The 21,879-nt window shown below is 71.7% G+C and carries 21 protein-coding genes; 12 read left to right on the top strand and 9 right to left on the bottom strand.

The genetic code is table 11. The features are described from left to right. The first annotated feature begins 284 nt into the window (after positions 1-284). Positions 285-1,406, top strand: a complete 1,122-nt coding sequence (locus ACIA5D_RS41660; protein ID WP_396036091.1) for a 5-methyltetrahydropteroyltriglutamate--homocysteine S-methyltransferase — start codon at positions 285-287, stop codon at positions 1,404-1,406. Here ACIA5D_RS41660 and ACIA5D_RS41655 read toward each other — a convergent pair. The 4 genes from ACIA5D_RS41655 to ACIA5D_RS41640 all read right to left on the bottom strand — a co-directional run bounded on the left by ACIA5D_RS41655 (position 1,403) and on the right by ACIA5D_RS41640 (position 4,648). After that, positions 1,403-2,035: a hypothetical protein gene (locus tag ACIA5D_RS41655; RefSeq protein ID WP_396036090.1), complete on the bottom strand. Its 633-nt coding sequence runs from the start codon at positions 2,033-2,035 to the stop codon at positions 1,403-1,405. The two genes, ACIA5D_RS41660 and ACIA5D_RS41655, sit on opposite strands and share 4 nt — an antisense overlap. Further along, positions 2,032-2,562 carry an RNA polymerase sigma factor gene (locus ACIA5D_RS41650; RefSeq protein WP_396036089.1) on the bottom strand — a complete coding sequence of 177 codons (531 nt, stop codon included), beginning with the start codon at positions 2,560-2,562 and terminating at the stop codon, positions 2,032-2,034. Before ACIA5D_RS41650 ends, ACIA5D_RS41655 begins: the two co-directional genes overlap by 4 nt. A 220-nt stretch (positions 2,563-2,782) precedes the next feature. Continuing rightward, positions 2,783-3,883 (bottom strand): cation diffusion facilitator family transporter, encoded by a 1,101-nt coding sequence (locus tag ACIA5D_RS41645; RefSeq protein WP_396036088.1) that lies wholly within the window; start codon positions 3,881-3,883, stop codon positions 2,783-2,785. Between the two features lie 120 nt (positions 3,884-4,003). Beyond that, positions 4,004-4,648 carry a class I SAM-dependent methyltransferase gene (locus ACIA5D_RS41640; RefSeq protein ID WP_396036087.1) on the bottom strand — a complete coding sequence of 215 codons (645 nt, stop codon included), beginning with the start codon at positions 4,646-4,648 and terminating at the stop codon, positions 4,004-4,006. A gap of 96 nt (positions 4,649-4,744) precedes the next feature. Here ACIA5D_RS41640 and ACIA5D_RS41635 point away from each other — a divergent pair, with 96 nt between their 5' ends. Further along, the gene (locus ACIA5D_RS41635; protein ID WP_396036086.1) at positions 4,745-5,317 is read left to right on the top strand and encodes a TetR/AcrR family transcriptional regulator; all 573 of its coding nucleotides are present in this window, start codon (positions 4,745-4,747) and stop codon (positions 5,315-5,317) included. Between the two features lie 16 nt (positions 5,318-5,333). Here the strand turns inward: ACIA5D_RS41635 and ACIA5D_RS41630 are convergent, their stop codons facing one another. After that, complete coding sequence (locus tag ACIA5D_RS41630; RefSeq protein WP_396036085.1) at positions 5,334-5,993, bottom strand: TetR/AcrR family transcriptional regulator C-terminal domain-containing protein; 660 nt, start codon at positions 5,991-5,993, stop codon at positions 5,334-5,336. A gap of 35 nt (positions 5,994-6,028) precedes the next feature. On the opposite strand from ACIA5D_RS41630, the gene ACIA5D_RS41625 reads away from it, so the two are divergent. Next, positions 6,029-6,688 carry a DUF4386 domain-containing protein gene (locus ACIA5D_RS41625; protein ID WP_396036084.1) on the top strand — a complete coding sequence of 220 codons (660 nt, stop codon included), beginning with the start codon at positions 6,029-6,031 and terminating at the stop codon, positions 6,686-6,688. Between the two features lie 74 nt (positions 6,689-6,762). Next, positions 6,763-7,002, top strand: a complete 240-nt coding sequence (locus ACIA5D_RS41620; protein ID WP_396036083.1) for a bleomycin resistance protein — start codon at positions 6,763-6,765, stop codon at positions 7,000-7,002. On the opposite strand, the gene ACIA5D_RS41615 is transcribed toward ACIA5D_RS41620, so the two are convergent. Next, positions 6,989-7,969, bottom strand: a complete 981-nt coding sequence (locus tag ACIA5D_RS41615) for a redoxin domain-containing protein (protein ID WP_396036082.1) — start codon at positions 7,967-7,969, stop codon at positions 6,989-6,991. The two genes, ACIA5D_RS41620 and ACIA5D_RS41615, sit on opposite strands and share 14 nt — an antisense overlap. A gap of 140 nt (positions 7,970-8,109) precedes the next feature. On the opposite strand from ACIA5D_RS41615, the gene ACIA5D_RS41610 reads away from it, so the two are divergent. After that, entirely contained in the window at positions 8,110-10,404 is a 2,295-nt protein-coding gene (locus tag ACIA5D_RS41610) for an ATP-binding protein (protein ID WP_396036081.1), read from the top strand. Between the two features lie 7 nt (positions 10,405-10,411). Next, positions 10,412-11,779 (top strand): TrpB-like pyridoxal phosphate-dependent enzyme, encoded by a 1,368-nt coding sequence (locus ACIA5D_RS41605; protein WP_396036080.1) that lies wholly within the window; start codon positions 10,412-10,414, stop codon positions 11,777-11,779. Here the strand turns inward: ACIA5D_RS41605 and ACIA5D_RS41600 are convergent. Beyond that, positions 11,739-12,662 carry a LysR family transcriptional regulator gene (locus ACIA5D_RS41600; RefSeq protein ID WP_396036079.1) on the bottom strand — a complete coding sequence of 308 codons (924 nt, stop codon included), beginning with the start codon at positions 12,660-12,662 and terminating at the stop codon, positions 11,739-11,741. The genes ACIA5D_RS41605 and ACIA5D_RS41600 overlap by 41 nt on opposite strands. Before the next feature lie 75 nt (positions 12,663-12,737). On the opposite strand from ACIA5D_RS41600, the gene ACIA5D_RS41595 reads away from it, so the two are divergent. Next, complete coding sequence (locus tag ACIA5D_RS41595) at positions 12,738-14,048, top strand: aspartate aminotransferase family protein (RefSeq protein WP_396036078.1); 1,311 nt, start codon at positions 12,738-12,740, stop codon at positions 14,046-14,048. After that, on the top strand, positions 14,045-14,758 hold the full coding sequence (locus tag ACIA5D_RS41590; RefSeq protein WP_396036077.1) for an MBL fold metallo-hydrolase: 714 nt from the start codon (positions 14,045-14,047) through the stop codon (positions 14,756-14,758). Before ACIA5D_RS41595 ends, ACIA5D_RS41590 begins: the two co-directional genes overlap by 4 nt. A 95-nt stretch (positions 14,759-14,853) precedes the next feature. On the opposite strand, the gene ACIA5D_RS41585 is transcribed toward ACIA5D_RS41590, so the two are convergent. Next, positions 14,854-15,699, bottom strand: coding sequence for a LysR family transcriptional regulator (locus ACIA5D_RS41585; protein ID WP_396036076.1), 846 nt, complete (start codon positions 15,697-15,699; stop codon positions 14,854-14,856). 68 nt (positions 15,700-15,767) lie between these two features. On the opposite strand from ACIA5D_RS41585, the gene ACIA5D_RS41580 reads away from it, so the two are divergent. Genes ACIA5D_RS41580 through ACIA5D_RS41565 form a run of 4 tightly spaced genes read left to right on the top strand, consistent with a single transcriptional unit; the run spans position 15,768 to position 19,849 of the window. Further along, positions 15,768-16,670 carry an EamA family transporter gene (locus tag ACIA5D_RS41580; protein WP_396036074.1) on the top strand — a complete coding sequence of 301 codons (903 nt, stop codon included), beginning with the start codon at positions 15,768-15,770 and terminating at the stop codon, positions 16,668-16,670. Positions 16,671-16,708: 38 nt separating this feature from the next. Then, positions 16,709-18,991, top strand: coding sequence for a CHAT domain-containing protein (locus ACIA5D_RS41575; protein WP_396036073.1), 2,283 nt, complete (start codon positions 16,709-16,711; stop codon positions 18,989-18,991). After that, a complete protein-coding gene (locus ACIA5D_RS41570; RefSeq protein ID WP_396036072.1) occupies positions 18,988-19,422 on the top strand; it encodes a hypothetical protein in 435 nt (144 codons plus the stop codon). The genes ACIA5D_RS41575 and ACIA5D_RS41570 overlap by 4 nt, the downstream gene beginning before the upstream one ends. A 10-nt stretch (positions 19,423-19,432) precedes the next feature. Then, positions 19,433-19,849, top strand: a complete 417-nt coding sequence (locus ACIA5D_RS41565; RefSeq protein ID WP_396036071.1) for a DUF4190 domain-containing protein — start codon at positions 19,433-19,435, stop codon at positions 19,847-19,849. A gap of 40 nt (positions 19,850-19,889) precedes the next feature. On the opposite strand, the gene ACIA5D_RS41560 is transcribed toward ACIA5D_RS41565, so the two are convergent. After that, positions 19,890-21,701 (bottom strand): hypothetical protein, encoded by a 1,812-nt coding sequence (locus tag ACIA5D_RS41560; RefSeq protein WP_396036070.1) that lies wholly within the window; start codon positions 21,699-21,701, stop codon positions 19,890-19,892. Positions 21,702-21,879 lie beyond the last annotated feature (178 nt).

Raw genomic sequence — 21,879 nt, 5'->3', positions numbered from 1 at the left:
CCCGGATGGCCCGACCTGGAGAAATCGCGCGTTTTTCCTGCTCAGTACAAATTCGCGTGGATAAATTGCCGTGGCTTCAACTTACTGCCGGACCGCAAGCGACACACCGTCCCTGGCCGATCGACCGATCCAGTTCTGGCGGATCTCCGCCCCGGCCAGCCGAAATGGCCTCATGATTTTTTGGAAATGCGTCCGAAACATCATCCAAATCGGGTTTTATGGATTTCTCGGACATCGGCCCGGGAGTATGATCTGGTTCTTCCTGACTCCGGGGGTTATCTGCCATGGCTCTCCGCGACACCCCGCCCTTCCGCGCCGACCACGTCGGCAGCCTCCTGCGGCCGCAGCGCCTGCTCGACGCGCGGCAACAGCGCGCCGAGGGCAAGCTCGACGCCGACGAGCTGCGCGCCGTCGAAGACGAGGCGATCCGCGACGTCGTCCGCATGCAGCGCGACGTCGGGCTGCGCTCGGCCACCGACGGCGAGTTCCGGCGCACCTCCTGGCACATGGACTTCATCTATCGCCTCGGCGGCATCCACCCTACCGACGAAAAGATCCAGGTGCACTTCCGCAACGCCCAGGGCGACCTCGACTTCGAGTCGGCGGCGCTCGCCATCGACTCCCCGGTCCGCCTCGACGAGACCATCTTCGGCGACGACTTCACGTTCCTCGCGGGCCTCGTCGACCCTGGCGTCACCGCGAAGCTGACCATCCCGTCGCCCAGCATGGTCCACTACCGGGGCGGGCCGGCCGCGATCGACCCGGCCGTCTACCCCGACGTCGAGCAGTTCTGGGCCGACCTCAGCGCCGCCTACGCCGAGCAGGTCCGCCGCGTCGCGGCGCTCGGTTGCCGGTACCTGCAGCTCGACGACACCAGCCTCGCCTACCTGAACGACCCGTCGCAGAGACGGCTGCTGACCGAGCGCGGCGACGACGCGGAGCATCAGCACCTGCGCTACATCAAGCAGATCAACGCCGCCATCGCCGACCGGCCCTCGTCGCTGGCCGTGACCACCCACATGTGCCGGGGCAACTTCCGCTCGTCGTGGGCCGCTTCCGGCGGGTACGACTTCGTGGCCGAGGCCCTGTTCTCCGAGCTCGCCGTCGACGGGTTCTTCCTCGAGTACGACGACGACCGCTCGGGCGGCTTCGCGCCGCTGCGCTTCGTGCCGCCCGGCAAGATGGTCGTGCTCGGCCTGGTCACCACCAAGCGCGGCGAGCTCGAGTCGAAAGACTCGCTCAAGCGCCGCATCGACGAGGCGAGCAAGTACATCCCGCTCGAGCAGCTGTGCCTCTCGGGCCAATGCGGCTTCTCCTCGACGGTCGAGGGCAACGCGCTCTCGTACGACGAGGAGGTCGCCAAACTGAGCCTGATCGTGGAGACGGCGTCCGAGGTCTGGGGCTAGAAAGCCTTCTCGTAGAGATCGCGCAGGCCGGGAAGGTCGGCCTCGCCGCTGAAGCCGCAGATCATCACCGTGCCCTGCGCCGAGGCGACGAGGTAGTCCTTGCCGGTCTCGAACTTGCCGCTGCCCAGCATCTGCTCGGAGCCGCCGCCGGCCTGGGCGACCTCCACCTGGCCGGCGGGCGCGCCCTTGTAGATCTTCGTGACATGGAGCCGCACGACGTTTCCGGCAATGCCGGTCACGGTGCCGGCAAAGGCGAAATCGGCGGCTTCGGCCAGGCGGGCCGCTTGCGGCTCAGCGCATTTCGCGCGTACGGCGGTGAGCGTGAGCTTGGTCGTCGGGCCCGCGCCCGCGTCGGTCGACGCCGCGGGACCACCCGCTTGCGGAGTAGACGGCTCGCCGGGGCGGGTCAGCAGCCACCCGCCACCGGCGACGATCATCACGAGGACGGCCGCGGCGAGCGCAACGAGCCGCCGCCCTCGGAAGGCCGCCACGCCGGCCCCCGTAGCGGGACTGGTCGTCGAGGTCATGGTCTCTCCTAGGAGTCGCGAGACGCGGTCGGGAGCGAGCGGCGGCAGCGACGCCGCCGGGTCGGCCCGCCGCAGACGTTCGCGAAGGTCGTCGTCGGTCACGGCCGTCTCCCCTCTGTCGACTCCTCATGTCCGCCGGCGTCCTCGAGCTTTCGCAACTCCTCGCGAAGTTTCTGCTTGGCCCGATGCAGACGGATGCTCGCCGCGTTCGCCGAGATCCCCAGCACGACGGCGATCCCCGTCGCCGTCAAGTCCTCCCACGCCCACAGGCGCAGCAACTCGGCGTCCTCGGCCCGCAGCCCTTCCATCGCCGCCGCCAGGCCGTCCCCCTCCCCCGGCCCCTCCACCGCCCGCGGCGGCGGATCGACCGCCGAGATCCGGGCGACCAGCCGTTCCTGGCGCCGTCGCCCGCGCTCGGCGTTGGCGAGGCAGTTGCGCGCCACGGCGTAGACCCACGGCAGGTGATCGTCCGGCATGTCATCGAGCCGCCGCCAGCACACCAGCAGCGTCTCGGAGAGCACGTCGTCCGCGGTCGCCGGATCGGTGCGCCGCGCCAGATACCGCCGCACGGCCTCGATCCACCCCGGCGCCAGCTCTTCGAACCGCCGCCGGCGCACGTCCACGTTCACCAGGTCCACCTTCAGCTATGTCCGGCACCGCCCGAACTCTTTCACGCCGCGCCCGGCCGATCTCCGCCCACGCCGCCACCTCAGAGATCTTGATAACTCCAGGCGCGGAGCGCGCGGCAAATCATCAACGTGCACCGCCACCGCGCCGTCTCTTCACGGGCGGTGAGCGCGGCTACCCCCTTGTGCGGTCGGCGGCGGGCCACCGCCGCCGCCTGGGTGGTCAGTGACGTGTGGCCGCCAGGCGGTCGCGGCGGTCGTGGGACAGGTCGGTGTGGTGGGATTCGCCAGGGTGGCTGTCGGGGTCGACGTGGACGGTCGCGCTGGTCAGTCGGGGCACGCCGTGGGTGAGCTGGTGCTCCGCGTCGGCGGCGATCTCGTGCGCGTCGAGCAGGCTGAGCCGGGCGTCGACGACGACGGCGGCCTCGGCGTGCATACGGTGGCCGATCCAGCGCAGCCGCAAGCCCGACACGTCGTGCACGCCGGGGATGCCGCGCAGGGTCTGCTCGGCTTGGTCGACCAGCTCGGGCTCGACGCGGTCCATGAGCCGGCGGTAGACCTCGCGGGCGGCGTCCTTGAGCACGAACGCGATGGCGACGGTGATGGCGAGGCCGACGACCGGGTCGGCCCAGCTCCAGCCCAGCCACGCGCCGCCGGCGGCGAGCACCACGGCCAGTGAGGTGAAGCCGTCGGTGCGGGCGTGCAGGCCGTCGGCGACAAGCGCGGCCGAGCCGATCCGCCGGCCGACCGTGATGCGGTAGCGGGCGACGATCTCGTTGCCCAGGAACCCGATGACACCAGCGGCGAAGACCCACGGCAGATGGGTCATCTCCCGCGGGTTGACCAGCCGCTCGATGGCGAACCAGGCCGCGGCGACCGAGGACCCGGCGATGACCAGGACGATGATGACGCCGGCCAGGTCTTCGGCGCGGCCGAAGCCGTACGTGTAGGCCCGGGTCGCCGCCCGCCGGCCGAGCCAGAACGCGATGCCGAGCGGGATGGCGGTGAGCGCGTCGGCCACGTTGTGCAGGGTGTCGCCGAGCAGCGCCACCGATCCCGAATACACCACGATCAGGGCTTGCAGGGCCGCGGTCACGCCGAGCCCGGCCAGCGAGATCCAGAGCGCCCGCATGCCCTCGCGCGACGCCTCCATCGCCGGGTCGACCTTGTCGGCGCTGTCGTGCGAATGCGGCTTGATCAGGTGCCGGACGCGCCCGCCGAAGCCGCGCTCATGCCCATGATCATGCCCGCGATGAGGACCGTGCCCGTGATCCCCGTGCCCGTGATCTTCGTGCTCGTGATCTTCGTGCTCGTGCTCGGCCATCGTGAAGCCCCTGTGCGAGTGCGGGATCCGGTCCGGTCCAGTCTAGGCCCGATACTAGTCGTGCGACAACGCGGCAAATACCAATGAGCTGCAAGAACGAGCGGCTCGCGGCTACCGCCCTCAGCGGCGCGCACGCACATAGTGCAGGAACGGCTTCAGATCACCCTCGTCGATGATCGTGAACCCGGCCGCCGCGATGGCCGGCGCGTACTGCTCGACGGGGTTGTGCCGCATCGCGTGGCCGGCCATCACGCCGACGAACCGGCTACCGATCGCGCCCCGCGGCGGCCGGAAATCGGCGATCAGCAGGCGCCCGCCGGGCCGCAGCAGCCGGAAGACCTCCGCAAAGGTCTCGGCGCGCTGCCCCGGCTCGATGTGATGCACCGCAAGACTCGACACGGCCACATCGAACGACTCGTCCTCCTCGGGCACCCGCCGCCCCTCCGCGACGTGGAAGGCACATGACGGCGGCGACGCGCGGCGGGCGTACGCGATCATGTTCGGCGAAGGGTCGACGCCCACCACGGCGCCGGCCGCGGCCGCGGCGCGGCGGGTCAGATAGCCGGTGCCACAGCCGATGTCGAGGACCCTGTCCCCCGTGACGACGCCGGCCAGCCCGACCAGGCGGTCGTAGGCCGCCCGGCGCCGGCCGAGGAACGCCGCCCCGGCCATCAGCTCGTACCTCTTCGGTGCGGTGATCAGCCCACCGCTGTGATCGTCGGCCGGTCCGTGCGGGTCGCCGAGCAGCCTGCGTGCCAGTGCCATGACTCCTCCAGAAGTCTCGCGTCCTCACATTTTGCGAAACACTTTGTATTTAGTCAATACAGATCGCCGCTTCCCGTCGGATTGTATGATGGCGGCGTGCCGAAGCTGTGGGATGCGACGATCGAGAGCCACCGCCAGGCGGTGCATCAGGCGATCCTCGATGTCGGCGCCGCGCTGGTACGCGCGCACGGCGCGGCCGCGGTCACCATGTCGCAGATCGCCAAGGACGCCGGCATCGGCCGCGCCACCCTGTACAAGTACTTTCCGGACGTCACGTCGATCGTGACGGCGTGGCAGGAACAGCAGATCGCCCGGCACCTCGCCCAGTTGGCCGCGGCCGGCGCCGAGCATCAAGACCCGGCCGAGCGCCTCACCGCCGCGCTGACCGCGTACGCCGGCGCGGTGCACGCCCATCACGACGACAAGCTGTTCGCCCTGGTGCACCGCAGCGAGCAGGCCGGCCAGGCGCAGGCGGGACTGCACGCCTTCGTGGCCGGCCTGCTCGCCGAGGCCGCCGACGCCGGCGCCGTCCGCGCGGACGCCGAGCCGGACCGGCTCGCCGACTACTGCCTGTTCGCGCTGGCCGCGGCCGCGACGATGCCGGACGAGGCCGCCGTCGCCAAGCTGGTCGAGGTGGTCCACGCCGGCCTGCGTCCGCCGGCCGCCTGATCCGCGCCGGGCCCGCTCACGCAGCCGACGCCAGCCGGTCGAGGCCGTCGAGGAGCAGGTCGAGGGTGAACTCGAACTCGACCTGGCTGTCGCACCAGCCCAGCGTCGGGTCGCCCGCCGCGTGCATCTCGGCGGCCAGCATCGTCGTCAGGTTCGGGACGGCCGCAGCCATCGCGGCCAGGTCGCCCTCGGCGGCATCGACATCGGTCGCGTCGGGCGTGAACAGCTCCTGCACGAAACCGAGCGCCATCGTGCCGAACGCGTGCAGGGCGCGATGGGCCAGCCTCGGCGTGAAGCCGGCCGCCAGCAGCGTGCCGACGATCTCGTCGTAGTAGGCATAGAAGCTGGGTGGGATGCTCGGGCGCGTGCCGAGCAGGGCGGGCGCCCACGGGTGCCGCAGCATCACGTCCCGGGCACGCAGGAAGCGGTGCCGCAGCCGGGCCCGCCAATCACCCGTCTCGTCCCCGATCGCGACCCTGATCTCGCCGAGCACCCATTCCGCGAGGCCGTCGAGCAGGCCGCCCTTGCCGGGCAGGTGGTAGTAGAGCGACATCGCCTCGACCCCCAGATCGGCGGCGAGACGGCGCATGGTCAGCGCCTTGAGGCCCTCGGCGTCGGCCAGGGCGACCGCGGCGGCGAGCGCGCGCTCGCGGCTCAGCGGTTCCCTGGTTGGCATAGACCGGGTTGACACAATCCCGTACCTTACAACGTATGGCTACCTTACATAGTAAGAATACGGCCCGCGCCACCGGTTTCTTCTACCTGGCCCTCGCCGTGGCCGGCGCCGCCGGCTTCCTGACGATCCGGCCCATCCTCTTCGAATCGGGCGACCCCGCCGCGACGCTCACCCACCTCACCGACCACCTGGCGCTCGCCCGCGCCGGCGTCGTGCTCGAGCTGCTCGTGGTGCTGACCCAGGCGCTCGCGGCGGCCGGGTTCTATCGCCTCTACCGCGGGTCCGACCCGGTCAACGCGGCCGGGATCGCCGCGTTCGGCCTGGTGAACTCGGTCGCGATCCTCGGCAGTGCGGCCATGCTCGGCGCCGCGGTCGAGGTGGCCGACCAGCCCTTCGGCGACGCGGCCTCCACCGTCCAGCTGCTGTATCTCGTCAGCGGCCACCTCTGGACCGTGGGCGGGATCTTCTTCGGGCTGTGGCTGATCCCGATGGGGCTCTGCGTCCGGGGCGTCCTGCGCTGGCTGCTCGTGGTGGGCGGAGTCGGGTACGTCCTGAGCGCGTTCGCGTCGTACGTGACGCCGGCCGTCGCCGACTTCCTCGTCGTGCCGGCCACGATCGGCGAGCTCTGGATGATCGGGTACCTGCTGGTGCGCGCACCCGCTGTTCGCGACGAACTCGTAGCTGCCGGCAGATGAGCACACCCGCCCGTGGCCGGGCCAGGGGTTTCCACGGGTGCGACCCCGGCGCTGCGTGGGCGATCGTAAGAGCCATGAGTGAAGACACGAACAAGGTCGTCGCGGACACCGCCGGGCTCCTCAAGGAGACCGCCGAGCACCACGGCGCGTTCGAGGCGGTCGCCCCGCCGCACGACTGGTGGGACTGGTACGCGGCCTACTTCGTCGCCCGGCAGGGCGGCGCCTCGCCGGAGGACGCCGTCGCAGCCGGGGACAAGTACATGGCCGACGTGAAGGGCGTGGTCGTCCCGCCCGAGGCCGCTAGCCGAAGGTGAAGCTGTAGGTCTCGGCGCCGGGGTCGAGGAAGGTGATCTCGGCGGTGCGGTCGGCGATGTGGCCGGGCTGGCGCAGCAGCTGATACAGCCGGCGGTCGCCGATCGTGCCGTAGCCGTCGGCGTCGACGTCCTCGCCGTGCGCCCCGCCCGGCCGCTCGCCGTCGAGCAGCAACTGGATACGTACGGGTTCGGCGGCGCCCATGACCAGGTTGAGGTCGCGGGCGTGGAAGCGGTTGAGGATCCGGCCGCCCGCCGAGCCCGACGTCGTGGCCTGCTCCGCGATGGTCCACTCGCCGGCGAGCGCCCAGTCGTTGAGGCCCAGATGGCCGGGGGCGGTGTAGTGGGCCCGGCGTTCGGGGACGAAGCCCTCGGGTGACCGGAACTGCTCGCTGCGCGCGTACCCGGTGTAGTTCTCCGGCGAACGCAGCGAGCGATAGTCGCCCGGCTCCTCGATCGGCCGCGGCTTGACGGTGACCACGTCGCTGCGGGCGTCGCCGAGCAGCCGCTGGATCGCCATCTCGGTACGCGCGTACTCGGCCTCGCCGAAGTGGTGGTAGCGGATCATGCCCTCGGCGTCGGCCAGGTACAGCGCCGGCCAGTAATGGTTGTCGAATGCCCGCCAGACCGCGTAGTCGTTGTCGAGCGCGACCGGGTAGTCGACCCGGTCGCCGTGCGCCTCGCGGCGGACGTTCTCGGGATCGTGCTCGAAGCCGAACTCCGGCGTGTGCACCCCGACGACGAGCAGGCCCTGATCGGTGTACTTGTCGGCCCACGCGCGGACGTACGGGAGCTGGCGTAGCCAGTTGACGCAGGTGTAGGTCCAGAAGTTGACCAGCACCACCTTCCCGCGCGTGATCTCGGTGGTCAGCGGCGGCGAGTTGAGCCAGCCGGTCGCGCCGTCGAAGCCGGGCAGCTCACCCTCGACGGGCAGGCGTGCTTCCGATCCGTGCAGCCAGTGTGGCGTCATGACCCATTCCCCCTGTCGTTGTCTGCTCCCACGATGGCCCCTGGGCCGCCCCCGTCGCACCCGTGCATTGCCCTGGTCCGGACCCGGGCACGGGAGGCGCCCGAGTAAGCCCGGACCGGCCGCCTGCCGATGGGGTCTGCGTGAGGCGTCGCGTGCCGGGCCTGCGCTCGGTCGTCGCGCTCACCGCGCTGGTGGCGGTGGGCGGCGCCGCGCTGTCCGTCGCCGTCGCCGTGGCGCTGGCCGCCGGTCAGCGGCACGCCGCCGAGCAACAACTGGACCGGCGCGCCCGGCAGGCGCAGGAGGCCGTCACCGCGGAGGCCCGCCGCTACGTCGACACGCTGCGCACGATCGCGGCCGCCGCGGGATCGTTCAACGAGCTCACCGCCGACAAGTTCAACGGCTTCACCGAGCCGCTGGCCTCGATGCGGCTGGCCGGCGTGGTCTCGATCGCCTACCTGGTGCCCGCCACGGCGCCGCAGATCCCGGCGGTGCAGGCGTTCTGGCGCTCGCGCGGGGCGGGCGGCCTGGTGCTGCGCCAGACGGGAACCGCTCCCGAGCACATCTTCACGGTGCTGGGCACCTCGCTCGACGGGTCGGGAGTGTCCGGGGCCGGCATCGACATCTCGCAGCTGCCGGCCCCGACCGCGGCGCTGAACGAGTCACGCCGCAGCGGCCGGCCGGCTGTCTCGGACGCCTACCACCTGCTGCGCGACGCCCACCTGCCGGAGAACAAGCGGCAGATGTCGTTCGTGCTCACCGTCCCGGTCTACGGGCTGGAGACCGGGCTGGACGGGCGGGCGTTCCGCGGCTGGGTGCTGATGGGCCTGCGGGGACAGAACTTCGCCGCGGCCACCCTGCAGCGCGTCTCGCAGCAACTCCTGGACATCAACCTGCGCGCCCTCAACAGCAACCAGGATCAGGTCACGGTCGCCACCCTGACCGCGCCGGCCGAAGGCGTGCGGGACATCAGCCGCGACCTGAGCCTCACCGTCGCCGACCGGCGCTGGCAGCTGCACATCGCCGCACACGGCAGCGCCCTGCCCGGCGCCGACGGCAACATGCCGGGGACGGTGGCCATCGGCGGCAGCGCGGTCAGCTGCCTGCTGGCCGCCCTGGTCGCCGTGCTGGCGACCGGCCGCCGCCGCGCCCGCGCCCAGGTCGACACCGCCACCGCCGGACTGGCCGCCGCCGAGCTCGAGGCTCGCAACCACGCCGGCCGGCTGGGCCAGGAGCTGGCCCGGCGGGAAGCCATCGAGGCCGACCTGCGGGAGGCCCACGACGATCTGGACGCGCAGCGCGCGTTCCTCGCCCAGGTGCTCGACGCCCTGGAACCGACGGTGCTGACCTGCGACAACGACGGCGTGATCGTGCACGCCAACCACGCCGCCCGGTCCGCCGTGACGCACACCGAGTCCCCGGTGACCGTCGCCGAATGGGCGGCCCGGCGACGGTTCGAGCACCCCGACGGCACCCCCGTCGTGCCGGGCGACCTGCCCATGCTGCGGTCCCTGCGCGGCGACCAGGTCACCGGCGTGGAGATCGTCTCGTACGCCGCGGACGGAACGCGCGAGGTCGTGGAGGTGCACAGCCGCCCCCTGCGCGACACCGGCGGGCGCATCACCGGCGCGGTGGCCACGGTCTACAACATCACCGAACTGCGCGAGCGCGAGAACGAGCTGCGCGCCTTCGCCGGTGTCGTCGCCCATGACCTGAGAGCGCCGCTGGCCAGCGTCGCCGGCTACGCCGAGCTGCTCGACGACGGCATCGCCGACGGCGACTCCCTGGCCGATCTCCACCCCCAGGTGGAGCGGATCCGCCGGGGCGTCGACCGCATGCGCATCCTCATCGACGACCTGCTCGCCTACGCCACCGCCCGCGACGCCACTCTCGACCGCCAGGCGGTCGACCTGGGCGCGGTCGTCGCCGACGTGCTCAACGAACGCACCGCGCACCTGCGTGCCGTCAGGGCCGACGGCACGCCCACGTTGTTCCCCGACATCTACACCGGGCCGCTGCCCATCGTGCGCGCCGACCGCGGAATGATCCGCCAGCTGATCGACAACCTCATCGGCAACGCCCTCAAATACACCGCGCCCGGTCAGCCCGCCCGCATCGACATCTCCGCGCAGCGGCACGCCGGCGACGAGTGGGCCATCACTATCGCCGACCGCGGCATCGGCATCCCGCTCGAGGAGCAGCCGCACATCTTCGACTCGTTCCACCGCGCTGCCGCCCACAGCGGCTACCAGGGCACCGGCCTCGGCCTGGCGATCTGCGAGCGCGTCGTCACCCGGCACGGCGGCGCCATCACCGCGACCGACAACCCCGGCGGCGGAACCCGCTTCAGCTTCACCTTCCCCGCCGAAGAACCCGCCGGACCCCCCGCGCATCCGCGGCCGCAACACGCTCCCGCAACGCCGGTTCGTGGTCGATGATCGGGGGATGAGCGACGACGCCACCAAGATCCTTCTGTCCGAATCGGAGATGCCGCGCCGGTGGTACAACATCGTGCCGGATCTGCCCGCGCCACCGCCGCCCGTTCTGCATCCGGGCACGCTCCAGCCGGTCGGCCCCGACGACCTCGCGCCGCTGTTCCCGATGGCGCTCATCGAGCAGGAGGTCTCCCCGCACCGGTACATCGACATCCCGGACGAGGTGATCGACGTCTACCGGCTCTGGCGGCCGTCGCCGCTCTACCGCGCGCGCCGGCTCGAGAAGGCGCTCGGCACCCCGGCGAAGATCTACTACAAGTACGAGGGCGTGTCCCCGGCCGGCTCGCACAAGCCGAACACCGCGGTGCCGCAGGCGTTCTACAACGCGGCCGCGGGCGTGCGCCGGCTGACCACCGAGACCGGCGCCGGGCAATGGGGAACTGCCTTGGCGTTCGCCAGCGCCCAGTTCGGGCTGGACTGCGAGATCTGGCAGGTTCGCGCATCGTACGACCAGAAGCCGTACCGGAAAATCATGATCGAGACCTTCGGGGCGACCATCCACCCGTCCCCCTCGACGCTGACCGAGGCGGGCCGGAAGGTGCTCGCGGCCGACCCGGACTCCCCCGGCTCGCTGGGGATCGCGATCAGCGAGGCCGTCGAGGTCGCCGCGCAGAACCCGGACACCAACTACGCGCTCGGCAGCGTGCTCAACCACGTGCTGCTGCACCAGACGATCATCGGCGAGGAGGCGCTGCTCCAGCTGGCCAAGGCGGGCGACACCCCCGACGTGATCGTCGGCTGCACCGGTGGCGGCTCCAACTTCGCGGGCCTCGCCTTCCCGTTCCTGCGCGAGAAGCTCGCGGGCCGCATGTCGCCCACGATCCGCGCGGTGGAGCCCGCGTCCTGTCCCTCGTTGACCAAGGGCGTCTACGCGTACGACTTCGGCGACACCGCCGGAATGACGCCGCTGATGAAGATGCACACGCTCGGCCACGAGTTCATCCCCGACCCCATTCACGCCGGAGGCCTGCGGTATCACGGGATGTCCCCGCTGCTCTCGCACGTCTACGAGCTCGGCCTCATCGAGGCGGTCGCCAAGACGCAGCGCGAGTGCTTCGAGGCGGGCGTGCGGTTCGCCCGCAGCGAGGGCATCATCCCGGCGCCCGAGCCGACCCACGCGCTCGCCGCCTGCGTCGAGGAGGCCCTGCGCTGCAAGGAGACCGGCGAGGAGAAGGTCATCCTGACGGCGCTGTGCGGTCACGGCCACCTGGACCTCCCCGCCTACGGCGCGTTCCTGGCCGGCGACATGGTCGACCACGAGCTGTCCGGCGACGCGCTCAAGGCCGCCCTCGCCGGTCTTCCGGCAGTGCCCGCGTAGCGCCCTTCCGGCGAAGGGCAGTGAGCACCGCGGTGATCTCCGGCCTCGGCGTGGCGGGCCGGCGGATCGCCGCGGTGATCCGGCGCGTCACCGGCGGGGTGATCGGCCGCACGGCGACCCGATAGCGCGGGTCCGCCGCCAGACTGGGCAGCAGCGCGATCGAGCGTCCCTTCTCCACGTGCTGCAACGCGATCATGTAGTTGTTGAACCGGGCGATCACCGCCGGCTCGAAGCCGGCCTCCCGGCACAGCCGGGTGGCCAGGTCCGACATGTACGAGCCGGCCACGTCGAACGACCATGGCTGGTCGGCGCACGCCTTCAGGTCGATGGCCTCGTGCGCGGTCAGCGGGTGGTCCTCGGGCAGCACCAGCATGATCGCGTCCTCGGCGATCGGCACCAGGTCGATCGCCGGGTCCAGCTCGGCGCCCACGAAGTCGGTGGTCGTGATGATGATGTCGACGTCGCCGCGGCGCAACGCCGGCATGCTGTCGTGCGGCTCCAGCTCCAGCAGCACTACCGTGACGTCCGGATGCCGCTCGGCCAGCCGGGCCACCGCGGGCTCGGCGATGGCGTGCACCGCGCTCTGGAACGCCGCGAGGGTCACCGTGCCGGCCGGCTCGTCGGCGAGCCCGCGTAGCTCGGCCTCGGCCGCGTCCATGAGGGCCAGGATCTCCCGGGCTCGCCCGGCCAGCAGCACGCCGGCCGCGGTCAGCCGCACCCGGCGGCCGGTGCGCTCCAGCAGGGCCGTGCGCGTCTCCCGCTCGAGGGTGGCGAGTTGCTGCGAGACGGCGGACGGGCTGAGATTGCCGCGCTGCGCGACCGCCCGCACCGTGCCGTAGGTCGACAGATCGGTCAGCAACCGCAACCGCCAGGGATTGAGCATTGTGCGGCGCAGCTTAACAGCAGCAGCAAAAATGTGAGATGGACCTGACGCTCGCGCGCCCCCTAGCGTCGAGACATGGCAGATTCCTTCTGGTCCGACGCCGAACGTCACCTGGTCCGCTACTCCGGCGCGGGCCGGTTCGTACCGGAGATCATCGAGCGCGCCGAGGGCAGTTACGTCTACGCCGCCGACGGCCGCCGCCTGCTCGACTTCACGTCGGGGCAGATGAGCGCCATCCTCGGCCACTCGCACCCGGCCGTGGTCGCCACCGTCCAGCGGCAGGCCGCAACCCTCGACCACCTGTTCAGCGGCATGCTCAGCCGCCCCGTCGTCGACCTCGCCCGCCGCCTGGCCGCGTCGCTGCCCGACCCTCTCGAAAAGGTGCTGCTGCTGACGACCGGCGCCGAGTCCAACGAGGCGGCGATCCGGATGGCCAAGCTCGTCACCGGCCGGCACGAGATCATCTCCTTCGGCCGGTCGTGGCACGGCATGACGCAGGCGGCGGCGGGCGCCACCTACAGCTCCGGGCGCAAGGGGTACGGCCCGGCCGCGCCGGGCAACTTCGCCATCCCCACCCCGAACGCGTACCGGCCCGACTTCACCACCGGAGACGGCGAGCTCGACTGGCAACGCCAGCTCGACTACGCGTTCGAGCTGTTCGACGCGCAGTCGGTGGGCAGCCTCGCCGCCTGCATCGCCGAGCCGATCCTCAGCTCGGGCGGTGTGCTCGACCTGCCGCCGGGCTACCTGGCCGCGCTGCGCGATCGGGTACACGAGCGCGGCGGCCTGCTGATCCTCGACGAGGCGCAGACCGGGCTGTGCCGCACCGGCGACTGGTACGCGTTCCAGCGCGACGGCGTGGTGCCCGACATGCTCACGCTCTCCAAGACCCTCGGCGCCGGCCTGCCCCTCGCGGCGGTGGTGACCAGCCCCGAGATCGAGCAGACGGCGCACGAGCGGGGCTTCCTGTTCTTTACCACGCACGTGTCCGACCCGCTGGTCGCGGCGGTCGGCAACACGGTGCTCGACGTGCTCATCGGCGAACGCCTCGAGGCCCGGGCCGCCGAGCTGGGTGCGTACCTGATGAAGGGCTTGAATGATCTGAAGGAGAAGCACCGCGTGGTGGGCGACGTGCGCGGGCGCGGCCTGCTGGTGGGCCTCGAGCTGGTGGTCGACCGCGACACGAAGCAGCCGGCCGACGAACTGGGCGCGGCGGTCACCCGGCGGTGCCTCGAGCTGGGCCTGCACATGAACGTGGTGCAGCTGCCGAAGATGGGCGGGGTCTTCCGCATCGCGCCGGCGCTGACCTCGACCCACGGCGAGCTCGACCTGGGCCTGGAGATCCTCGACCAGGCGATCGCAGACTGCAGCAGGATGGGCGCATGACTTTCCGCGCCTTCGGCGGCCCGACAGCGGAATTCACGTTCGGCGGGCTCGTCTTCCTCACCGACCCGACGTTCGACGAGCCCGGCGACTACCCGATCGGCGATCGCAAGCTCACCAAGACCGCGCCGCCCACCGGCCGGCCCGGCCCGGTCGACGTCGTCCTGCTCTCCCACGACCAGCACCCCGACAACCTGGACCGTCGCGGCCGCGAGGTCGCCGCGGCCGCGCCGCTCGTGCTGAGCACGCCGGCCGCCGCCGCGCGGCTGGGCCGCCCGGTCCGGGGCCTGTCACCCTGGGAGACCGTTCAGCTCGACCATGGCGTACGCGTCACCGCGGTCCCTGCCCAGCACGGCCCCGACGGCAGCGAGCACCTGGTCGGCCCGGTCACCGGCTTCGTCCTCGAGGCGGACGGCGAGCCGACGCTCTACGTGAGCGGCGACAACGCCTCGCTGCGCGTGGTCGAGGAGATCGCCGCCCGCTTCCCGGACATCGACGTGACGGTCCTGTTCGGCGGCGCCGCCCGCACCCCGCTGGTCGGCGACGCGAACCTGACCCTCTCGGCCGCCGACATGGTCGAGGCGAGCCGCCTGCTCGGCGTGTCCCGCGTCGTGCCGGCCCACGTGGACAGCTGGGCGCACTTCACCGAAACCCCGGAGGACGTCCGCGCGGCCTTCGACAAAGCCGGACTCACCGCCCTGCTTCAGCCGTAGGCAGCGCGGAACTCACCGCCGTGCTTCAGCCGTAGGCGGCGGGGGACTCACCGCCGTGCTTCAGCCGTAGGCGGCGCGGGACTCGCCGCCTACCTTCAGCCGTAGGCGGCGCGGGCGAGCGCGACCAACTCCGCCAGTCGGCTCGGCGGGTCATCGCGCCACCAGGCGAGGCGCACCTCGATCGGCGGGGCGTCGCGGACCGCGCGATACGCGACTCCCGGGCGCGGGTTCTGGTTGGCGGTCGCCTCCGAGGTGACGCCGACCGCCTGCCCCGCGGCGATCAGCGTGAGCCACTCGTCGACCCCGTGCGACTCGCGCGTCGAGGCCGGCGCGGCGCCCGGCGGCCACAGGCCGGGCGTGGTCGTGCCGGTGCGGTTGTCCAGCGCCACCGTGTAGCGGGCCAGCTCCGCCATCCGCACCGAGCGGCGCCGGGCGAGCGCGTTGTCGGTGGCCACCGCCGCATACCGGGCCTCGGCCCCGATGCGCGTCGTGTCGAAGCGGGCGTCGTCGAGCGGCCGGCGGATCACCGCCACGTCGGCGAGCCCTTCGCCCAGGCCCGCGGTCGCCGTGCCGGACTGCACGAACACCAGCGGCACGTCCGGGTGTGCGGCCGCCCACGCCCGCTGGAGGCGCCGGGTGTGCTTGCCGAGCGCCGCCCACGCGTACCCGACGCGGAGCTCGCTGGGGGTGACCGTCCGCTCGAGATGGGCCACCTCCTCCAGCACCCGGCGCGCCGCCGGCAGCACCCGTGCTCCGGACGCGGTCAGCGACACGTGCCGGGTGGTGCGCTGCAGCAGCCGCGTCCCGAGCGCCGCCTCGAGCCCCGCGATCGCCCGCGACACCGCCGCCTGCGAGAGCCCGAGCCTCGCGGCCGCATCGGTGAACGTGCCCGCGTCGGCCACCGCGACCAGCGCCTCGAGCTGACGCAGCTGCACATTCATGCGTGCAGCGTATAGGTGGACCGCGTCGCGCATTTCTCTCCGGCGGGCAATGCGCCGACGCTTGGCCCATGAGCGCCAGGACCACCGCCGGCATCGCCACCATGCTCGGCAGCGCCGCCAGCAACCAGATCGGCGCGGCCGTGGGCGCCCACGCGTTCCCGTTCATCGGCCCGGCCGGCGTCGTCGCCGTGCGCCAGGTGGTGGCCGCCGCCGTGCTACTTCCGCTGTCGCGCCCCGACGTCCGGCGTTTCACCTGGTCGCAGTGGTGGCCGACGCTGCTGCTGGCGGTCGTCTTCGCCATCATGAACCTCAGCCTCTACACCGCGATCGACCGCATCGGCCTGGGCCTCGCGGTCACCCTCGAGTTCCTGGGCCCGCTGGCCGTGGCTCTCGCCGGATCCCGCACCCGCGTCGATCTTCTCGGCGCCGCGATCGCCTGCGGGGGCGTCTACGTCCTGGTCCTCCCCGGCCCGTCGAGCGACTACCTCGGCGTCGGCCTGGGCCTGCTGGCCGCGGCGTGCTGGGCCGCGTACATCGTGCTCAACCGCGTGGCCGGCGCTCGCCTGCCCGGCCTCCAGGCGCCCGCGGTCGCCACCTCGATCTCCGCCCTGCTCTACCTTCCGGTCCTGCTGACAATCAACAGCAACGGCGTCGTGTACGCCATGACGGCCGGCCTCCTGAGCTCCGCAGTCCCCTACGCCGCCGATCTGATCGTCCTGCGTTACGTCCCGCCCCGCCTCTTCGGCGTTTTCATGAGCGTCCATCCCGTGTTCGCCGCTCTCGCCGGGGTTGTTTTTCTCGGACAGATCCTGCAATGGCACCACTGGGCCGGAATTGCTCAGGTGGTGGCGGCGAACGTGCTCGCCGTCGGCTCGTCCCACCGGCAAATGCACATTGGGCAAGATAATTGTCCGGGCAGCGACAGCGAAAGAGTCGATGGGGTGACGTCGATTCGTCACGGCGGAGACTAGGCTCGCCAGATCCGGCGCCCTTTATCGAGGTCATTACCATGTCGCCCGAAGCGGTGGTCGTCCAGCTCGACCTGGTGGAACACGCCCCCGGCGTGTACTACCTGACGTGCCAGTCGCCCTTCGGCGAAACCAATTTCCGGCTCGATCTTCCCGAGCCCGAAGCGCGGCGGCTCCAGACGGTCGAGACCAATGTGCTGCGGTCCGGCGCGCAATTGATCACCCGGGGATCGGCGGGCCGGCTCGAGGCGCCGATCCGGCAACTCGGAACGGATCTGTGCGACGCGGTTCTGCACGACGAATCACGGGAGCTGTTCGAGATCAGCCTGCGGCACGCGGAAGCCACGCGTACCCCCTTTCAGTTGATGTTGCGAATCCGGGGGAACACGCTCGCGCAGCTGCCCTGGGAATTTCTTTACGATCGCCGCCGCGGCGACTACCTCGCGCTGAACCTGCCGGTGGTCCGCTACCTCGACGTGATGCAGCCGGTCGCACCGGTGACGGTGAAGCTGCCGTTGCGCATCCTCGGCGTGATCAGCCACCCGGACGACCGCGACCAGCTGCAGGTCGCGGCCGAGAAGGAGGCGCTGTCCGCGGCGCTCGCGCCGCTGGGCGACAGCCACGTGCGGCTGAACTGGCTGGAGGGGTCGGGCTGGGAGCACCTGTGGCGGGCCGCCCGCGGGGCGTCGTGGCACATCCTGCACTTCATCGGGCACGGCGGCTTCGACGAGGCGCGCGGCGAGGGCTACCTCGAGTTCGTCGACGACGACGGCGGGGCGCGGCACGTCTACGCCACCGACCTCGGGCGGCTGCTGCACGACAACGGCTCACTGCGGCTGGCCGTGCTCAACGCGTGCGAGTCGGGACGGGCGTCGGGGGTGGACACGTTCGCGAGCCCGGCGGCGAGCTTCATCCGGCGTGGATTCCCCGCGGCCGTGGCCATGCAGTACGAGATCAGCGACCCGGCGGCCCTGATCTTCGCGCAGGCCCTGTACGCCGCGATCGCCTCGGGGGTGTCGCTCGACCGCGCGGTCACCGACGCGCGCACCACCGTGCACATGACCCAGCCAGGGAGCCTCGAGTGGGGAACGCCGGTGCTGTACCTGCGCTCCCGCAACGCCGACGTGTTCGAGGTGGAGGGCGCGTCCCCGCCGCCGGTGCCGCCCGGCTCGGTCACGGTCACCGATCCGCACATGTCGGCCACCGGCATCGACAGCCTGCGCCGCGCGAACGATCTGGTGCGTACGCTGGCGGCCCAGCCGCCACCGAGGCAGGTGGTCGGCACGGCAACGGTGCCGCCGGCCAAGCCCCCGCAGGCCAAGCCCCCGCAGGCCAAGCCCCCGCAGGCAGAGCGGGCTCAGGCAGAGCGGGCTCAGGCAGCGCCGCCGCCGGAGAAGGCTCCGGAAAAGCCGCGGCCCACCGGCTACGGCTTCCAGGAGACCCACCGCTTCACCCACCCCGGACCGGTCCACGCCGTGGCCGTCGACCCCGCCCACCGCCGCATCTTCGCCGCGGGCGAGCACGGCGAAATCCTGTGCTGGGACCTCGACCGCGCCCAGGTCTGCCGCTGCTGCCGCCTCCCCGACCGCCCGGCCCCGGTCCGCTCGATCGCCGTCACCCGCGACGGCCGCTTCGTCGCCGCCGTCCACGACGACCGCCTCGTGCGGGTCTGGGACGTCGAGACCGAGACCGCCACCCTCAACTTCCGCACGCCCGGCAACCAGGCCGGCCACAGTGTTCGCTTCTCCCCCGACGAGTCCCTGCTGGTGGTGGGGTGTTCGGGCGGTCTGGCCCAGGTCACCGACCGCTACGGCCGCGAGCGCCTGCGCCTGGTCCACCGCCCCGAGGTCGACAACGGCGGCCGCATGCGCCCGCCCGGCGACGTGCACGCCGCCACGTTCAGCCCCGACGGCCGCTGGATCGCCACCGGCGCCGACGACGGCCTGCTGCGGCTGTTCGGCGCCAACGGCCAGATCGCCGCCCGTTTCCCGCACCCGCATGCGGTGCTGGACGTGGCGTTCCGCTCCGACGGCCGGATCCTGGCGACGGGCACAGCCGACGGCGTGGGGCGGCTGTGGAACGCCCGCGGCGAGGTGCAGGGCCGCTTCAACCACGGTTCCGCGGTCGGCGCGGTCGCGTTCATCGCCGACGGCCGCCTGGTGACCGCCGGCGCCGACGGCATCGCGCGGCTGTGGCACGACGACGACCGCCCGCACGCCTGGACCGACGTGGGCGGCGCGATCGCGGCCATGGCCGGCCGTGCGGAGAAGTCCCTGGTCACGGCGCATGCCGACCACACCGTACGCGTCTGGGAGCGGGCATGACCGACAACATCGAGCTTTTCGTGAACCCGGGTCTGGCCCCCGACGAGGTGGCGGACATCCGCGCCGAGCTGCGGGACTGGGGCTGGGAGCCCGCGGTGCGCCGCATGCCGCCACGCCGCGGCGCCGCCGAGTTCACCTGGCTGCTCCTGCTGACCGTGCCCGCCGAGATCATCGTGAAGACGATGCTCGAGCAGGCCGGGCGGCAGGCGTTCGAGACGCTGCGGGGCTTCGTCCAGCGCCGCCTCGGCCACCAGGAGGAGACGCAGGTCGTCGTCATCGAGGAGGCCGGCTCCGGCGCGCAGTTCGCGCTCTCCGCCGACCTGCCGCTCGAGGCGTACCGGCAGATGGTCGAGGCGCTGTCCGCGGGCGCCACCGACGACGGGCTCAGAACCTTCGACCGGGGGCGGGGTCGCTGGGTAGGCGAGACATGAGGAGGCAACGATGACCGACCGCGACGACGCCGCCTGGAACCGGCCCGACGCGCCACCCCCGGCCTGGCAGCCGCCACCGCCGCAGCAGCCGCAGCCGCCACCACCGCACCAGCCCGGCCCCGCGCAGGGCTCCTGGAATCCCGGGGGCTACCAGCAGCCGCCGCCGCCCTACCCGCAACCGGGCGGGTGGCAACCCGGGCCGGCGCCCACCGCCGCACGACCCACCAACACGATGGCGATCCTCGCGCTGGTTTTCGCGTTCGTCTTCCCGCCGGCCGGCCTGGTGCTCGGCTTCCTGGCCCGCCAGCAGATCCAGCAGCGCAACGAGGGCGGCGAGGGCCTGGCCATGGCCGGCCTCATCATCGGCGCCATCGGCACGATCGGCTACGTGGTCCTCTGCGCCGCCTCGGCCTCCACCGGCTACTGAGTGGTGGCGGGCGCCCCGGAGAAGGGCGCCCGCCACCGATCTAGCCGGTGACCGTGCCGGTCAGGTCCGGCGCGCCCTCCGGGTCGATGAACTGCAGCGAGATCACCTCATCGGGCTCGGCGACGTCGTCGGTGATCGTCGGCACCGTCAGCGTCGCCGAGGTCGCCCCCGGCTCGAAGAACGTGTAAGGCGTCAGCGACGTCTCCGACAGCGGCCGCGAGGGCTGCACGGGCTCGAACGCGTTCTGCTCGAACCAGTCCGGGTCGACGTCGGTGGTGGACAGCTCCACCCCCGAGACCGGCGGCCGCACGGACGTGGCGGCCCAGTAGCCCGTCTCGGTCGGCGCCGACAGCGACAGCTGCCACGTCAGGGTTCCCCCTTCGGCCGCGCTGACCGATGTGGACGCCACCGACATCACCGGCGCCGGATCGTCATTGGTCACGTCGACCCCGCCGAAGTAGTCTCCGATGACGAAACCCTTCTGCGCCTTGGCCAGCAGCCACGTGGCCTCCCCCTCGCCGTACAGGGTGTCCCCCACGACCGACACCGGCACCCGGATGATCCGGTCGCCCGGCCGTACGGTCGCGAGCCACGACTTCACCGCGAACGTCGTCGTGTCGAGCAGGAAGAGCCGCACGACGCCGCCACCACGCCCGGAGACCTTGACCGGAACCTGGTAGGTCCTGGTACCCGAGTCGCCCTCGGCGACTTGCAGCGACCCGATGTCGATGCGCGGCAGCGCCTTCTCGCGCGGATCCGGCGTCCCCGGATTCCAGCCCCAGGCGTCGAGCAGCCACGCGCTGCCCGAGCTCGTCCGCGGCGTCAGCTCGAGCGACGCGACCTTTCCGCCGCGCCACGGCACCCGTACTTCCTGACCCCAATAGGACGTCGTGAACTGCGTCCCCGGCAGCCCGTCGATCCGCACGTCGCCCAGCGTGGTCCGCCGCCCGTCGGCGCCGATCACGCTCACGCCGAACCGCGTGCCCGTCGAATTCGGCGGCACGATCACCCGCAACGCCAGCGCCTGACTGCCGCGCACGTCGATCGCCTTCTTCGGGGTAAACCGAATCGGCGTCCCCGCCGCGTTCCAGCTCAGTGCCGCGGCGTAGCGCCCCTCCTCCGGAAACACCGGGTAGAAGGTCGTGAAGTGCGCCAGCGACGCGTTGATGTCCTCCGGATTCAGGCAGGCCTTGGCCGCGTCGTCGGTGACCTGCTCGCAGATCCGGCCGCCGGCGGAAACCCGCACGCCCGGGCCGGGCTCGAGCAGAGCGGCGCGGTTTCCGCCGAGCGCATGGCTGAGCACCTTGGCCGGGTACGCGCTGGGCACGCGCCGCCCACTTCCGTCGAGAAGCGGCCGCACCCGGTCATCACCGGCAACGAACAGCCTCGCTGCCGCAGCGATGTAGGTGGCTCCCACGTTCTGCTGCTGCGGGGCGGTCAGTCGCGTGGGTTGCCCCGGCGAGCAGAGCGGATCGGTCTCGTCCCCGCTCCAGAAGTCATCGAACGACGGCGCCGCCGATTGTCCCGGCGTCCATTCCGAATTGAAGAAGTTGTGGTTCGCCCCCACCACGTAGAGGGCGCTGTGCAGCGCCCGCCCTTGGCTGACCCCGCGCGTGGCGTCGACGAACATCTGCCCCTGCAGGTCGAAGACGTCCCCGTCGCACCCCGGCAGAATCGTCGCCGACGGCACGTCCGGCACCGGGTCGTGCCCGAAAATCGTCGGCCCGATCAACAGCAGCCCGCGGACCGTCCACCGCACCGTTCCGTGGTATCCGTCCTGCGCCGCCGGCGGCGGGGTGAGCGTATCCATGGCGGCCCGGCTGACCCCTTCGCCGCCACGGGAATGCCCCATCAGGAACACTTTCGACATGTCCGCCCGAGGTGCCGCCCGTACGATGTCAGGCGCTTTTGATCGGTTCTTCCCGGCCCAATCGGTGTCCTGTCCCGAGACATGTGTCAAGGGGAAGTCCCGGTAGATGTGTCAGGGGTTGTTGGTCATGGTGTTCGGGTGAGGGTGATGTAGTTCTTGC

The organism is Actinoplanes sp. NPDC051513, assembly GCF_044454685.1.
Classification (GTDB): domain Bacteria; phylum Actinomycetota; class Actinomycetes; order Mycobacteriales; family Micromonosporaceae; genus Actinoplanes.
This window is presented reverse-complemented; position numbering and strand designations above follow the sequence as displayed.